This window comes from Neorhodopirellula pilleata (assembly GCF_007859915.1).
Lineage (GTDB): Bacteria > Planctomycetota > Planctomycetia > Pirellulales > Pirellulaceae > Rhodopirellula > Rhodopirellula pilleata.
In genome coordinates this window covers 48479-64652 of record NZ_SJPM01000022.1, presented here as the reverse complement: position 1 = coordinate 64652, position 16174 = coordinate 48479, and the positions used below count along the sequence as shown (strand labels likewise).

8 protein-coding genes are annotated in these 16174 nt (G+C 57.3%); 5 read left to right on the top strand and 3 right to left on the bottom strand.

Annotation, left to right across the window (positions count from 1 at the left end; all coding sequences use genetic code 11):
• Positions 1-471: 471 nt before the first annotated feature.
• From Pla100_RS27675 to Pla100_RS27665, 3 genes are all read right to left on the bottom strand, one after another.
• Positions 472-1131 carry a hypothetical protein gene (locus Pla100_RS27675; RefSeq protein ID WP_231603705.1) on the bottom strand — a complete coding sequence of 220 codons (660 nt, stop codon included), beginning with the start codon at positions 1129-1131 and terminating at the stop codon, positions 472-474.
• Between the two features lie 105 nt (positions 1132-1236).
• On the bottom strand, positions 1237-5982 hold the full coding sequence (locus Pla100_RS27670) for a PVC-type heme-binding CxxCH protein (protein ID WP_146582171.1): 4746 nt from the start codon (positions 5980-5982) through the stop codon (positions 1237-1239).
• Between the two features lie 262 nt (positions 5983-6244).
• The gene (locus tag Pla100_RS27665) at positions 6245-8212 is read right to left on the bottom strand and encodes a sulfatase family protein (RefSeq protein ID WP_146582169.1); all 1968 of its coding nucleotides are present in this window, start codon (positions 8210-8212) and stop codon (positions 6245-6247) included.
• 115 nt (positions 8213-8327) lie between these two features.
• Here Pla100_RS27665 and Pla100_RS27660 point away from each other — a divergent pair, with 115 nt between their 5' ends.
• The 5 genes from Pla100_RS27660 (at position 8328) to Pla100_RS27640 (ending at position 16143) form a co-directional block, all read left to right on the top strand.
• On the top strand, positions 8328-8915 hold the full coding sequence (locus Pla100_RS27660) for a signal peptidase II (protein ID WP_146582167.1): 588 nt from the start codon (positions 8328-8330) through the stop codon (positions 8913-8915).
• The gene (locus Pla100_RS27655) at positions 8912-11272 is read left to right on the top strand and encodes an efflux RND transporter permease subunit (protein WP_146582165.1); all 2361 of its coding nucleotides are present in this window, start codon (positions 8912-8914) and stop codon (positions 11270-11272) included. Before Pla100_RS27660 ends, Pla100_RS27655 begins: the two co-directional genes overlap by 4 nt.
• Before the next feature lie 111 nt (positions 11273-11383).
• Positions 11384-13864, top strand: coding sequence for a hypothetical protein (locus tag Pla100_RS27650; protein ID WP_146582163.1), 2481 nt, complete (start codon positions 11384-11386; stop codon positions 13862-13864).
• A 153-nt stretch (positions 13865-14017) separates the two neighbouring features.
• Positions 14018-15100, top strand: coding sequence for a hypothetical protein (locus Pla100_RS27645; protein WP_146582161.1), 1083 nt, complete (start codon positions 14018-14020; stop codon positions 15098-15100).
• Positions 15097-16143, top strand: coding sequence for a hypothetical protein (locus tag Pla100_RS27640; RefSeq protein ID WP_146582159.1), 1047 nt, complete (start codon positions 15097-15099; stop codon positions 16141-16143). The genes Pla100_RS27645 and Pla100_RS27640 overlap by 4 nt, the downstream gene beginning before the upstream one ends.
• Positions 16144-16174: the final 31 nt, after the last annotated feature.

Below are 16174 nucleotides of genomic sequence, written 5' to 3'. Positions count from 1 at the left end.
ATACCTATCCGACCGCCTAAAAACTTCTGGCGGCATCAAAAAGATGCAACGCTTGTTGATGCAAGCTTTACCCCAGGAATTCCGAGTCGCTGTATGATAGAATCCACAAACACTGCAACTTCAAAACGCGCGAGCGAGGGAAGTCGGTCCAAACTTTTTAATACCAGCGAATCCACTCGCTTGCCCGTCGGGCTTGTATGTTTGCGGCGTAGCCGCTTTATGCTTAGCATCGCGTGAACAATAAGTGGAATAGGCTTCCAGCCTTTTTATACCCCACAAGTGCTCATGTATTGCTCCCCTGCCAGCTCGTCTGGCAGGAAGCCGAGGTTGGCAAGCTAGACACGAGCCGCAATTCCCCCAACCTTATTCACCCACGAGACGAGCTCGTGGGGGTCAAAAAAGATGTGGGGTATAGAAAGGCTGGAAGACTATGCCACTTTTATAATGCGGCAGTTAATATTCACGCGATGCTTAATCGCGATAGTTGGGATAGTAGCCGTCGTAGTACGGTGCGACGGGATACGGGGTGCCGCGTCCGGACGGATACGGGGCGAAACCGTTGGCACCTGCGCCAGGGTTGGGACGGTACGGGCGCTGGTTCGGGTTGCCAAACGCTCCACCCGGTCCGACACCATTGCCGATTCCAGGTTGTCCCATTCCGGGTTGTCCCATTCCAGGTTGCCCTAATGCCGGTCCTTGTCCCGGAACGACTCCGCCGCCGAACCCAAACCCAAAACCGTTGTAAAGGTTCAGGCCCGCGTAGGGTGGTCCCCAGTTCGGATACGGGGTGCTGTAAGGACGAAAGGGGAATCGCCATTCGCCGTAGGGCCGTACTGGATCACCCCATTCTTCGACACGGTGGTAGTTATCGGCCGATTGGCCGTACGCAAGGGTACTTCGATAGTGCGTGTAACCGCTGGTGCGCAGCGGAGGCGTGTTCGCGGCGACGGGCAATTCCACGGGGGCGTACTGCGAAACCCGTTGGCCCGAGATGTCATCGTGCGTATAACGCGATGGTAACGTCAACCAGTCCGCCGTGGCGGTTTGTTCGTCGAGAAACGAAGCACCGCCGAACAGCGACACGAACAGCGAGACGAACAGTAACACGATTGGAAAATTGGCACTTTTCATGAGTGCCAACATAGTTCGTGTTCAAGAGTCGGGCCGACTTCGGGAGCGATTTTCGCCGGGTTGGTCTTAGCAACCCTTGCGCAATCGGAACAACCGTTCGAATCGTTACGGAACCGGTGAGTTGCCCACCGATTGCAGGTACGAGAGTAATTCGAAGATCTCGTCTTGCGTGTACTGATCTATCAAGGCTTTGGGCATGATCGAGGTTTTCGTCTTGATCATCTCGTCGATCTCGTCTTTTTCGATCACGGTCGGTTCCTTCGCTTCGGCGTTGGCGAGTAACTGAACGACTTCATCATCTTGATCGACAAGCAGCCCGGAGAACGTTTCACCATCGAGTGTCAAGACGATGTACATCGCGTACTTGTCATCGATCCGGTCGGAAGGATGCAGGATTTCTCGCAACAACTCGCGAGGGTTCCCTTTCCACTTCGTCATTACGGAGTCCAATGCCGGACCGATCTGGCCGCCTTCGCCAGCGATCTGGTGACAACTCGCACAGGTCGCTTCTTTGAAAATCTTTTTGCCGATCTCCGGTGAACGGCCGCGCAAATCTTGGGTCAGGTCGTCGGCGAAATCGCTGCTTTGCCATGCCGAAACGAACGAGCGGTTATTCCCGATCGGGTCGGCCGGGATCTTGGGGTCCGCATTCCAGGCTTCCAAATCGTCGACCACCACCATCACGCCGTACATCCGGTACCAGTGTTGGGGGAACGTGCAAACGTAAGGGTACTCGCCGGGAACCGTGGGGGCTTCGAACGTGAGCACGGCCTTGCCGTCAACACCGACGAGTCCCGTCGCATGCAACACTTCGTCGCTCGCGGGTACGTAAGGCTTGCCACCGTTGATGCCTCGCGGGCCCGCTTCGAGAGCGGCGGTCGCGACGCTTTTGAGAGCGCCCGGTTGGGTGAAGACCAAGTTGTGTGGCATCAAATCGTGGTTCTCTAATACCACTTGGATCGTTCGTCCTGCTTCGGCGGCGAAGTAGGCGACGTCGTATCGCATTTCTTCCTCGACGGTTCGGATCCGAATCAATCGCACGGTCACTTCTCGCAATCGATCACGGAAATCACGGGCCTCGGCTTGGGGAAGTGTCGGCAACACTTTATCGACCAACTGCATCGCGTCGATGAATTCGTCACTAGTCCGTTTGGCTTTCGCGGTTTTCTCGGCGACGCCAACGAGCGTTCCGGCGATCTGTCGACCGGTTGCTTCATCGAAGGCGGTCTTAGGCGTTTTCAGCAACGCTTGGACGGCGGTGTCGCGAAGCTTCCCGTTGCCGATCCGGCCGGAGATCAACCTCGCCGTTTGCGCCCAATCGCTGGGGATCGTTGCCAAGGCCGTGATCGCGGCGGCGACGATGTCGGTGTTGTCGCTTCTGATCTGCTCGACGACTCGGGGACGTTGTGCGATTCGATCGTCTTTTTGCGGCAGTTGACCGACACCGACGAGCCAATTCTTCAAATTCGCTTCACTCTTGTTGGCCATCGACCAGGCAACGTCCGCGTCGCCGCTGCTGATGAGCGCGGCCATCGCGGTCGACGCCAGCGGACTAGAAGACTCAGTGGCGATCTTGGTCAAGCGTTCTTTTTGCGATTTCAGATTGGACACTGGCAAGTTCAAGAGCAACTTGGATAGGCCCTGGGCCGCTTGGGCATTCGCAGCCGATCGGGATGGATTCTTCCAATCAAGCTTCTCGGTGACATCGATCAAAACCGCAGCCGGATCGGAGTCTTGCAGTGCGATCAAAGCATCCAACGCCGCTTGGCGATCGCCGGAAGAGACATCGCCGCGTGCCAAGATCGCCGCGTGCAGCGGAATGTACTTGGCGTCTTGGCTGTTGCGCGACGTCGCCAACAACTCGGCGGTCTTCAGGCGATCGATTTGGTATCGAACAATGTATCCGGGCATTTCCAAAAACAATGGCATCGTTCGCAACAACGACCCGTGATCGGTGGGGCCGGCGACCTTACTCGGTTCGGATACCAAGGTGATGGATTCGTCGTCACGATTCGATCGTGCACCGCCGTGATGGGAAGCGAGCTGATCGGGATCGGGCAAGAATCGGTTGCGGTTCTCGATGACCTGTTCAAACCGACGCATGGCTTCGTTGAGCGTGTACAGCAAGTACTTGTCCACCGGCCGTTGCAAAACCGACAGCGCCGAACGGATCAGGTCCGTTTCGATGTTCAGCGCCCACGATTCGCCGACCGCAAACGTGATCCCTCGCAACGATTCCAGACGCACGCGAGGATGCGTGTCGCTGGTGCCTTTTCGCAACAGCGCCAACGTCTCATCGGCGGAGAGTTGCCATTGCGGCCGGTTCATCCAGTAAGACAAGACGCGTTGGCCGGCCGCACGAATGCGATGATCGTCCGACAGCAGAACGTTCTTGAGCAGCGACTCGTCGATCACGTCGTGAGCCTGATGCATCCACAAAGCTTCGAGTTGATCGTGCGGTGAGGCGTTCGCTCGGTCGGCCAGGACGCTCGCTTGGACCGCTTGCAATACCGCATCGGAATCCCGGTTCCAAAGTTCACGACGGACGCGGTAAGCATGACGTTGGTTGGCTGCACAAAAGTCGCTGACCAAGTGCTGGACCAATTTGGCCGTCGGCATGTCGGCGATCACCGGAGCATCCACAACGGGCCGCGTTTTATGCGAAATCCGCCAGATCCTTCCGTGGCTTTGGTCGCGATTAGGGTCGCGCAAGTTGTGTTGGAGGTGACCGATCAGGGCGTTGTGCCAATCGACGACATACAACGAACCGTCCGGTGCGATCTCGATGTCGACGGGACGGAAATTGCCGTCGCCTCCGTTGACCAACATCGGGACTTCGGTGCCGACAAAGCCGCTGTCTTGTTCCTTCACGTCGTGAACCAAGATCGCTCGTTCGCCGATCACGTTCGTGACCAGGAAATCGCCTTGCATTTCGTCGGGGAAGTGCGAGCTGCTCATCAAGGCGCATCCGGCAAGCGGCCGAATCCGTTTTTGATAAAACGTATCGTAGGTCACATGAGCGTCGTCATAACCCTGCTCGCTCGCGACGCGGCGGTGTTGTGAACCGCCGGGGTGCTTGAGCGGGTAGTCCAAACGACCGCTGATCGGCGGAGCCCAGTAGCCATAGCCCGGTGACGCGTCGCCGATGAAGTCTTGGTCGAAGTAGTCAAACGCAAAGCCCCATGGGTTGGCAAACGAAAAGTTCACGTGAACGCCGAATTGATGCGTCTTCGGATGGAAACGCCAAACACCGCCTTCGATCAAACGAGTCAAACCATAAGGGCTTTCGATTTGTGAAAACTTAAACGTGCCTTCTTGCAGGTAGAGCTGACCTCCTGGTCCCCAATCGAACGCGGCCAAACCGTGGTGCGAGTCGGCGGTGTCGAAACCGCACAGCAAGTCGGTGCGGGTGTCGGCCACGTCGTCACCGTCGGTGTCTTTCATGAACACGACGTTGTGTTGATTCCCGATGTAGGCGCCTCCGTTGCCCAGTTCGAAACCGGTCGGTTGGTGCAAACCACGGGCGAACGTGATGCAACGATCGGCCAAGTAGTCGCCGTTGTCGTCTTCGAAAATCAAGACTTGGTCGTCCATCGGCGTCTTGGGTTTCCAGTGCGGATAGGACGGCATTGTCGACACCCACAGACGCCCCTTGGCGTCAAAATTCAACGCGACCGGATTGGCCAATTGCGGGAACTGTTCTTCCGACGCGACGAGTTGGATTTGATAGCCATCGGCGAGGTCAAACGTCTTGACCTGTTCGTTGCTCGGTAGGTAGTCGAGCGACCCGAGCTTTCCGTTTTTGGCGTTCGGGTCGTTGTCGCCGCCCACGTTGGTTTTGGGCGTGATGAAGGGCAATGTATTGGAATCATCGACTTCGTCGGCGACATCTTTCCCGGCGGCGACGGCCCAGATACGGGCATCGCGATTGGCGGACATTTCATCAAGGATTTCCAGTTCGCGATTCATCACTTCGCGGTTGCGATAGGTTCCGTCCGATCCGGCTTCGCCTCGTTTACCGTAAATGGAATAGCCGTTGACGGTACGGTAGCGGTTGAAAAAGTGAAAGCTTTTGTCGTCGACTTCGGCTTTCAATTTCGCATCGATCGTCGTTTCGGAGTGATCTTGGCCGGTCAACGCTTGCAGCAAAATCGGTGCGAACGCCACATAACCTCGGTCGTTCAAATGAGCCCCTTGAAGCGTTAATTGGGCTTCGGTCTTTTCGAACAACTCGAGAGTGGGATGAAAGACATCGGCGAACGTCGCGCCGGTCGATTCGGCGACTTCCGCCATCGCCCGCGTGATCGCCTCGAGTGCTTGATTGCGGCGTTTTGCATCGGGCAAATGTGGGTTGCCGGTGTCTTCGAATGCGATCGGAGAGATCAACGCGATCCGCGGTGGCGTCGCTTCGCTGTTGAAAGCTTGCGCGTAGGTGTGATTGACGACGGTGGTGAGTTCTTTTTGAAAATCCTTGAGCACCAATGCGTGATCGACGTCGTCTTTGAGTCGAAACGATTCGTTGAAGCCGAAGAAGAATAGCACGACGTCGGCCTGCACGTGCGTGAGATGGTCATCGGGTGTGCCGAAGTTGAGACTTCGCAAACGAACCTCCGGTTCATCGCCTGGCACACACAGATTGCGAACGACGAGGTTCTTGTCGGCATGAGTTTGGTGCAGCAGCGTTTCCCATTGGTTTTGGTGCTGCATCCGTTCGCCCAGTTCGTTGCCGACCAGAGCGATATGGTCGCCTTTCTGGAAATGCAACGGCTCGGCGGAAAGTGGCCAAGGGAACATCACGAGAGAAATAGCCAACGTGGTGGCGAGACAGAGTTGTTTCGTCAGGAAAGTCATTCGATTCGGTTTGGGGAGGTGGGGAATTGGGGAGGGTGGCAAGGATACGCCAAGTTTGCATTATTGGTCCGCATCACAACTCGACGCGTGACGGTTCGTTGATTCAATCGTAACCCGAAGCGTGAGCGAGGGATTCAACGCCATTAAATCCTTTGTAGGTATCCCTCGCTCACGCTTCGGGTTACGATGCAAACTAAATCAACAGCCCGCTAGCGGCGTCGGCTTATTATGCAGAAAGTCTTCCGGCGATGAACCTAGCGAATCAGGGACTCGCCGTTCCAAAATAGTCTAAACGAAGTTGCAGGTCACTTTTGGGAGGAATCTTCCACCCGATCTTCACTTTTTCTTTTTCGAACGGATACGACGGTTTCGCGTCGGCGTGAAGATAGGCGGCCATGTTCACGATCTGCAACGCTTCGGCTTCGCTGGTCACTTGTTTGAGGACCCGGTAGAACGTCTCACGCGGATCTTCGAGTCCCAGAATCGCGAGCAATTCGGCAGCCCGAGCGGCAACGAGCGGGGTGTCATCGAGCGTTCGGCGTCGGGCCAACTTGACGATCGTTTCATCGTCGGCAAGTAATTCACGGACTTTCGTCGACGCGGAACTCGCCGAACTGGCGGCCACCAATCCCCAATAGCGAACGATCGGATCCCCCGAGTTGAGCGACGCCAGCAGCGGCGAGGTGATCGAACCGGCGGGTTCCAAGGCGATGTTGGCGGTGTCGACGTAATTGCTGATCTCGTCGTGATGGCTCTGGCCGAACGCGACGGGGTTGGCGATGCCTAGGCGCAAGAACATCGCTTCGGTGTAGAAGCTCAGGTCGTTGGTTTCTTTCAGATGCGTCATCAATGTCTGCCGCATTTCCATCAGACGGTTTCCTTGTTCGGGCGAACCGGCTAGGTTTTCGGTCTCCTCCGGGTCCTTGCTCAGGTCGAATAACGCTTCGACGGGACGAGGTTGGAAGAATGCGCTTTGTTTCGCCGAGAGTTCACCGTCTTGGTGCATCTGACGCCATTGTTGGTAGGCTAGACTCTTGTATCGATAGGCGTTGAGTAACGAGTTGGGGTATTGGGATTCGAAGTAGCGAATGTACTTCCAATCACCGACACGAACGGCGCGGACGAAGTCGTATTTTTCATCCATCCGATCGGCATAGCTGAACGCGGTATCGCGTTGATCGACCGCATCGGCGGTCAGCCCAGGACCCATGAAAGCACGACCGTCCATCGCCTCGGGGACGTTCACACCGGCCAAGTTTAATACAGTCGGTCCGAAATCGATGAACGAGACAAAGGCTTTCGTTCGCGTGCCGACCGGACGATCGACTACGTCACGATATTGGTCCGGAACGCGAACCACCAACGGCACATGCAAGCCGCTCTCGAACAGATACCCCTTCGAACGCGGCAACACGCCGCCGTGATCACCGAAGTAAAACACGAACGTGTTTTCGAGTTGGTTTTGTGACTTCAGTTCCGCGAGGATCGACTTGACGTTGTCGTCGATGATTCGCATGCGGTCGCGATAATAGGCGGCGGTGTATCGAAACAACGGGGTGTCGGGGAAATAAGCCGGCAAGTGGACCTCGTCGGTTGGGAAGTCCGTCGGTTTGCTGAGTTGGGCGTCGCCAAAATGCAGACGACTCTCATGCGAGTCGGTGAAGGTTTGTACGTGGAAGAACGGCGTGTCGGCGGTCGGTCGATTCGTCCACGATGCTTTTCTGCTTGAATCATCCCACGGCGTTTTTCGAGGATCGGCGTTGTAGTCCTCTTTGGAGTTGTTCGTCGTGTAGTAACCGGCTTCCTTGAGATAGACGGGGAACATCTCCAGTCCTTCGGGCATCGGTGCCTTTTGGATGCGGCGGTGATATTGGGTCCCGATTCGCGGTCCGTAGCATCCCGTGATCAGCGTCGTGCGGGCGACCGAGCAAACCGGCGCGTTGGAAAACGCCCGATCGAACGTGATCCCGTGTGCGGCCATCGACTCGATCGCCGGGGTCGCCACACCATTGGGGTCAAAGTGCTCGAGATAGTGCTTGGAATTGTCTTCGGACATGATCCAAACGATGTTCGGCCGAACCGGATCGTCCGCCGCCACCCCGGCGGAGTGGAAGACGGATACGGCAGCGATCACCACCAAAGTGAGAAGACGTTTGGCTACCGTTTGCGAAGCATTTCCGCACGAAAAACGCGAGTTCAAAAACAGAAAGACCGGTTTTCGGTTGGGCATGAGGAGATCGCTGAGAATCGGGGTGATGAAATGAGGAGCTTTTCGATAGAACTACCAATATAACGCACATCGCATCGGCGATGCGGCCCCATTATTCATCCAGATCTATCAGCTCATGGCGTCGCCTGAACCTTCCATTCCGTTTTCTCGTTACGTGCTCTTCGGCGTGCTCGCGGTTGTCGGAGCCGGCGCGGATTTATGGACCAAGCAGGCGGTGTTTGAGTCGCGTGGGCTGCCCGGACAAAGCGACGTTTGGTGGGTCATCGAGGGGTATTTCGGGATCGAAACGGCGGTCAACATCGGTGCAGTGTTCGGCATCGGTGCCGGTAAAGGTTTGTTGTTTGCGGTGATCTCGGTCTTTGCGTTTTTCGGAATTTTAACGTGGTTGTTTTGGTTCCGCGGGGCCACCTCGGCTTGGTTGACGTTCGCGATGGGATGCATCACCGGCGGGATCATCGGCAATCTCTATGATCGCTTGGGGTTGTGGTGGCAGCCCGGTTATCCTGAACCATGGCGAAGCGGCGTGCGTGATTGGATTTTGTGGCAGGCATCGAATCAATGGAAATGGCCGAACTTCAATATCGCCGATTCACTGTTGGTCACCGGGGCGATCATGTTAGTCGTTCAGTCGATCTTCTTTCCGCCACCGATGATGATGGGTGAACAACCGGCCGACGAGTCGAGTTCGGCGTCACCGGAATGACGGGACTTCGCCGTCGGTCACGGAACACTCGGAAACAGAATGCTCGGCCGCTGATCGCTCGGCATTCCGCATCGTTGGCGAAGTGTCTCGTTCGATGGCGATGGTTCGCGTTGGTGCTGGGCTTGGCCACGCTCGGGCCGTTGTGGTGGGCGCAGGCGGGTCTGCGTGTCAACCGTGAACTCGCCGCGATGTTCGCCCCCGATGATCCGGTCTTGAATGACTACCAGACTTTGCAGTCGACTTTCGGTGGTAATGTCGTCGTGATGTTGGTTTACGAAGATGATTTGTGGTCGGTCGACGGAGTCCGTCGCAACCGGCAATGGTCCACCCGGGTCGATTCGATCGAAGGAGTTGCCGGCGTGCTGTCGGTGGCCAAGCTGGTCGACGTGTTCGCGTACCTGCGGCCTGCGCTTCCGTTTTCAAACCGCAGCGAACCGGCGTTGTTGGATCGCGGAGACCCTATCGCCGAACAGTTTCGCGATCTGTTCGAAGGCTACACCCACGGGCCGGAGCGATCCGGCCGATCGACCGCATCGATCGTCGCCATGATTGACCCACAGTTCGCTTCCCGTGCGGTTGGTGCGTTGAAAACACTGTCGCGTGAAATGGGCAACCAAGCGGTGCTCGTCGGAGAACCCGTCTTGCTCGAAGATGCGTTTGATATGATCGTCGCGGACGGGCGACGGTTGGCGATCGGGACGATTTCGTTATTGTGTTTGGTGATCGTCGTGTCGTTGCAAGACTTGCGAATCGTGTTGTTGTCGGCGGCGTCGATCACTTGGTCGACGATCGCGACCCGCGCCTTGATGGTCGCTTGGGGAATCGAAATGTCACTCGTTTCGACGATCTTGATCGCGATCGTTGCGGTCATCGTGGTGGCATCGGCGATGCACTTGGGCGTGCAACGTTTCCGAGGTGCGGTGACGATCGAACGAGTCTTGGCGGGACTGGCGATTCCGATCTCGCTTACGTGTTTAACCGACGCGGCCGGGTTCGCGTCGCTGATGGTTTCGGACGTCCGACCGGTAACGCAGTTCGGCGTGATGACCGCGACGGCTGCCATGATGGTGATGGTATCATTGGTGCTTTTCGCGCCAGCCATCATGAGTTTGCCCGATCGGCTGTCGTCGCGATGGGTTCGCAACGCATCACGATCGGGCCATGCGGTTACCATGTCGGTACGGCACCACGATGCACTGCGATCGATGGCAAGATGGTGCGTCGAGCGGAGCGGCGTGTTGAGCGTTCTCGTCGTTGTGACTGTTTTGATTGGCGGGATTTACGTTTCACGACTGACGACCAATACGAGCTTCTTGAAAAACTTTCGCGACGACAGTTCCATCGTCTCGGCCTACGTTCGGATCGAGGATCGCCTCGGCGGCGCGGGCGTGATGGACGTTATGATTCCCGCACCCGATCAGATCACATCGGAATTTCTCAAAACCGTTCGGGAGCTGGAAGATCGTTTGCGAGCGATTCGCGTCGGTTCGCAGCACGACGTCGGTTTGACAAAGGTCCTATCTCTGGCCGACGCCGATGCCGTGGCCGCTCAGGTCACGATGTTGTCGTTCGTTTCGCCGGAGGTTCGTTTGGCGGGAATGCGTTCGGCGATCCCAACGTTCGCCGAAGCGTTGTTGACGTTCCCAAACGCGAGCGATGATCGGTCATCGCAAACTGACCAAGCAACCGAGCAGCGTTGGCTGAGGATCATGTTGCGGACTCAAGAAGACCTACCAGGACCCGACAAGACCGCCCTCACCGAAGCGGTGCGGAACGAAGTCGAGTCGAGTGTCTGGAAAACATCGCGACGGCCGGTCGTGACGGGCTATTCGGTTTTGATGGCGAACTTGGTCAGCAGCTTGGTGCGGGACCAATGGTGGGCATTGACAACCGCCCTGTTCTTTGTGGGAGCCATTTTGTGGTGGTCGACGCGGCGGTTCGGCGAAATGATCGCGGCACTGGCGGTGAACACGATTCCGATCCTGATCGTGCTCGCGTGCACCGGGTTGTTCGGGGGCGAACTGGATTTAGGATCGGCGATGATTGGTGCGGTTTCGATCGGGTTGTCGATCGACGGTTCGGTCCATTTTCTAACCGGATACCACAGGCGCTTGCGACGGGGGCACGCCGCAGTTGATGCTGCGATCGATTCGGCCGCCGATCTGGGGGCACCGATCCTATTAGCCAGTTTGGCACTCGTGGTTGGTTTCGCCGTCTTGATTACGAGTCCGTTCGTCCCCACCTCCACCTTCGGATTGCTCGTGTCGGTGACGTTAGGCTTGTCATCGATTGCGAATTTAACGCTGCTACCGGCATTGGTGATCGCGTTTTCACGATCGAGTAAGGTGATGCGATGACCTTTTAGAGGTTGGTGGATTCGGCGATCGGTTGTTGTGGATTGGTATGCGAATCGCTTCGTTGGATCGGTTGAAACAACGACCTTCAATCCGCCTCGATCAAGGATCACCATGAACGCCAAACGAGTGTCACTTTACCGCCGGATCGCTTCGGCCACACGCCACACCGCATTGGTCGGTGGCGTCTTCTTAGCAGGTCAAGCGATTCAACCCGATCGTATGATTTGGGCGCAGTCGGCTGGTAACAATGTCGGATCATCGAGCAATCCGGCCGCTTCAACGAATTCTTCGGAGAACGTTGATCTGCAAAACTCACCTCCATTGCCGACACCGGAGGGAATGGAAGTGATTACTCGTGGACCCGTGCACGAAGCATTCGCCGAACCGCTTCCCGGGACTGGCGCCAACGGAGAGAGCCTCGAACAATTGAGTTTGATTGAACCACCGCCGGAACCGATTCAAGAAGCCGCTCCGGAAATCGACTTGCAAGCAACCGGCCGAACGGCACAGTGGGTTCCCGGCTATTGGGCGATTGAGGAAGGGACGTCGGATTGGTGTTGGGTCAGCGGGACGTATCGATACGCTCCTCCAGGACGGACTTGGGTCGGTGGCCAATGGGCCGACACGAACGGCCGACCGCAATGGGTTTCTGGATACTGGGCGCTCGAAAATAGTCAAGTCCAATACCTTCCGGCACCACCGCCATCGCGGGCAACCGACCCGACCACGGCCGCGCCGTCACCGCAACACATTTGGATCCCCGGCCAATGGGTTTACCAAGACGGTAACTATGCATGGCAGAACGGTTATTACACCCAAGGTTACGAAAACTGGATCTGGACGCCAGCCTGTTACGTTGGCACGCCGCGCGGCTACGTTCACGTACCTGGATATTGGGACTACCGACTCGAAGACCGCGGATTGCTGTTCGCCCCCGTGCGAGTGGCCGCCAACTACAACCGCTCGCGCACCTATCGACCTTTTGTGCCGTTGAATATCGGTGCCGCTCTGGTCAACCTATTCGTCCGTCCCAACTACGGGCACTATTATTTCGGCAACTATTACGGGAACCAGTACGATCGATTCGGGTACCAGCCTTGGGCTGCGTATCAAACCGGACGGGCGTACCGATATGATCCGCTGGCAAGTTACTATCGAACGTTCCAACCGAACTATCTCAGTCGTCTGGGTGCTTACCGCAACAACCTTTATCAGTATCCGAGCCTGCGGCCGACTATCCTTGCCGGTTCGAACACGCGAGATCTAATAACGAACGGGTTAGTGCTCGCCGGGACAGTTGCCGTTATTGACGCCATCACGGACAACGATAACAACCGTCGCCGCAATCGATTCGACAATGACCCGAGAAGACGTTTTTCGTTCACCGAAGAGAATTTGCGACAGCAACAACTCGAGCTCGGCGATTATCGCAATCAGTTGGAGCAACTCTCGTCGGGCTTGCCAACCAATCCGATGCAGAACTTTCAAGAACAGGTGACGCAACGGCTTGAGCAAACGATGGGTCAAACGGTTGATTCGGCGCTTGGTGCCAATGCGAATGCCGATGCCACCGAGAATCTTAGCGGCGAACCCGGACGGCAAGGTCGCAACGATTCCAATCAAGGTCTGTTGGGACAAACTCAGGATGGCCAGACCCAAGGCGGCCAGCCTCAAGACTCGCAAGCTCTCGATGGCGAAGCCATGGGGCAAGGGCGGGTCCGCGCAGCCAAACCGCCCGTGTCCGGTTCGGCGGAAGCAGGGACCACAGCTGATCCAGGCATCAACGTGAACCCCAATGATTCTGGCAACCCCAACGCCGGTCTCGATACCCCAGGAGGGGCGAATGTTACCGGTGAAGCCAATGCGAGTGGCGATGTCAACGTAGGCGGAGGCGCAAATGTTGGCGGAGGCACAAACGTCGGTGGTGGAGCCAATGCCGGTAGCGGAGCCAATGCCGGAGGTAGCGCAAACGTCGGCGGCAGTGCAAACATTGGTGGAGAAGCAAACGTTGGTGGTGGTGCAAACGTTGGTGGTGGTGCGAATGCCGATCTCGGCGGCGGCAATCTTCCAGGCAATGAACGGTCGTCGTCGGGCTCATCCTCATTGCCGGCACCGCTACCCGGTCAATCGCCGATGTCCAATCCGGGTGCCCGACAAGGCGGGGACAGTTCGTCTCGCAATTTAGGTGGTGCTTTCACTCCCGGCCGAGGCAACGGTGGTTTGCCCAACCGGGGCGGACTCACGCCTGGATCGAATCAACCCGCGCGCGGTTCGTTCAACCCGAACGAAAGCACGCGTCCTCAAACTCTTCCAGGCTCGGCTCCTGGCGCGATGCCATCTCCCGGGGCGTTCGATGGCGGACTCGGGAATGCAGTCGGGCCTCAGTCGAATCGTCGCTCGGGTGGCCGTGCGGTCCTGGGCGGTTTCGGAGCCGGCCAAAATCCGGCGGCAAGTGGGGGTCGTGGAGCCATTTCGCGAGCACCTTCGGCTCCATCCGCCGCAGCGTCACGAGCAACTTCGGCTGCTGAAGCGGCGAGCCAATCGGCTGGCCGAGCAATCGGCGACGCGGCTGGTGCGCTGGGTTCGGATTGATCGCTCATCGTGAGATGTTCAGGAGTTCGACCAACTGGACGTTAAAGTTTGCTTAATCGTTGTGTTGCGTCCCCTTCCAGGTGGGGTTATTCGATACGGTCGTTGAGACCGATCGAAAGGGAGGAATCCGCGCAACACTCACCGGAAACTTTCATGTCCGCAACCTTTCGATGGTATTGCCGAAGGCACCTCGGCGTTTTACTCCTCATTTTGTTTGTGTCGACCGGCGGGCTTGTCTTGCCGGGATGCACTCCCAAAGTGATCGTTCGCAAGAGCCCGACGGATCAGGATCGCGGCGTCCGATACTACCGGCCCAAGCCGTATTTAAAAATCGAACCGGCCGAGGTGGCTGTCAACAAAACACAGTCGAGCCTCGTGCCCGGTTTGGTTCGCATCTCGCTGGTCTACATGCCGGACTTCAGCGAAGAGTATTCCATCAGTGTTCGCAGCGGATGCGGGATCGCCGACGTGGGCATTAAACTGGAAGACGGTTGGAACCTGACCGAGATCAGTCAAGAGCTGGACAGTCAAACGGACGAAAACGTCGAAGCGATCGGTAGTTTGCTCAGTGCCGCCGGCGGATTGATCCCGACATCGGCCGCAGACCGATCGGCCGAGAACGTCTCGTTCACCGTACCCGCCCGCAACGTACCGATCGGTTTCTACGAATCGGTGGTCGGACGTGATTCCTGCAACGTCAAACGTTTGTACGGATTTCGTTATCTCGGCTTCATGCCATTTGCCGGTTGCCCGGTCGAGATGAACGGTCATTCTCACGCGTCGTGCCAAGATCCCAGCCTATGCGGTCAACATCCGGCCGGTTCGCTTTATGGTCTGACCTTTGTGGGCGGCGAGATGGTGTTTCAATCGCTCGACGTAATGGCAGTCACACCGGCGGTTTCGGCGGAGAGTTTGAGCGAAAAGCAACCGACACGTTCGGATGTAGACGCCGAACACCGATCTTCAGGCAACGAACCGGACGAATTGAAACCGCCGATCGCGACAGTCGATGTGTCTCAGCTGACGCTGGAACTTCGAGCGTATCTGACGGAATTGGGCGTCGATTTAACGATGCTCAATGCCGAAGCACAGGACGGTGTCACGCTGGTTCGCGTGGTCTTGCCGAATGCGTCCGCAGTGATGCCGGTTCGCCAAGCGATCGACGACTGGTTGGTCCGACGGTACTCGAGTCGAGAGCCTTTCGAAGTTCAACTTAGCATCGGTGCGGAGGGATGAGCCGATTGGGTTCATCGCAACGCCTTGGATTTCTGAGTTTGGATGACCTGCGGCGTTTGCAACAAACGTTTGAGAAACGGGTCGCCCGTCGAGATTCGGCGAACATCCGCTCGGTCGGTTTTTCTCCGGTGCAATCAATTGCAAATGAATCGATCGGCATCCGGGCCCGATTTGACGTTCATAGAAAACTGAAGCGGGTCGAACCGTCCAAACGAATCGAACCGATCGAAACGGTTCGATTACTCAACCAGCGAACTCGAAATTTTCGGCAGTTCGATATTGCTACCCAGGTTCGTCCTGCCGGCGAGATCGTGGCGACCGGGGTCAGCATCTCGACCGTGAACGATCGAGCGACGACGGCGTTAGTCGTCCGGTGGACGACCGTTCGGCCGATCCCACCGCGACCGGATCGGTCCCAGCCCGACGATCCGCGATGGCGATGGGGATTGTTGACGGTATCGCATTTGTTCGTCGGCCGCGGGGCGAATGAGAGCCGAGAACGAGCCCAAGTGCGGCGGGTCGCGGTGTGCGGCGATGGTCCGCAAACGATTCAATCACATGTGGTGGCACGCGGACGCATCCCGGGCGGACCCGACGTTGCCGTGACAGAAACCGGATGGGACCGCTTGTGGTTAAGTGGTTTCGTTCGCGAAATCGGATCGCCACCGCTGGTCGTCGTCACCGGCGCGGACTTGAGTCGATGGGTCGCCAGCGGAACGACCGGCCAGTTCGTCGGCGACGCGGTGTCGCACGATTGGTCTTGGCAGGCGTTTTATCCTGCGTTCTCGATCGACGGTTTAGGACGGTTGCAGCACGTGGTGTCCTACGAAACACCGAATGATTCGACTTCGCCAGACGCGCCGTTCGGCCCCGGTAGCAGCGGCGGGGTGATCACGGCGGAAGGACTGCTGATCGGATTGCAGATCGCCGCGATGAAACCGCGATTCCAAGTCGGATACGCTCAAACTTTCGACGTCAGTCTGGCTTGGTTGCAAACGCGATTGCGTGCGAGCGCGTTCGATGTGGTTGCGGTCGTTCGATAGGTCTACGCGGCGTCTTGGTGACGTTGAATAC

What these genes read in the sequence shown, in the direction of transcription:
- Pla100_RS27660 (WP_146582167.1), top strand. Translation starts at nt 8,328, where the DNA reads ATGGCGTCGCCTGAACCTTCCATTCCGTTTTCTCGTTACGTGCTCTTC.
- Pla100_RS27650 (WP_146582163.1), top strand. Translation starts at nt 11,384, where the DNA reads ATGAACGCCAAACGAGTGTCACTTTACCGCCGGATCGCTTCGGCCACA.
- Pla100_RS27645 (WP_146582161.1), top strand. Translation starts at nt 14,018, where the DNA reads ATGTCCGCAACCTTTCGATGGTATTGCCGAAGGCACCTCGGCGTTTTA.
- Pla100_RS27670 (WP_146582171.1), bottom strand. Translation starts at nt 5,982, where the DNA reads ATGACTTTCCTGACGAAACAACTCTGTCTCGCCACCACGTTGGCTATT.
- Pla100_RS27665 (WP_146582169.1), bottom strand. Translation starts at nt 8,212, where the DNA reads ATGCCCAACCGAAAACCGGTCTTTCTGTTTTTGAACTCGCGTTTTTCG.
- Pla100_RS27675 (WP_231603705.1), bottom strand. Translation starts at nt 1,131, where the DNA reads ATGAAAAGTGCCAATTTTCCAATCGTGTTACTGTTCGTCTCGCTGTTC.
- Pla100_RS27655 (WP_146582165.1), top strand. Translation starts at nt 8,912, where the DNA reads ATGACGGGACTTCGCCGTCGGTCACGGAACACTCGGAAACAGAATGCT.
- Pla100_RS27640 (WP_146582159.1), top strand. Translation starts at nt 15,097, where the DNA reads ATGAGCCGATTGGGTTCATCGCAACGCCTTGGATTTCTGAGTTTGGAT.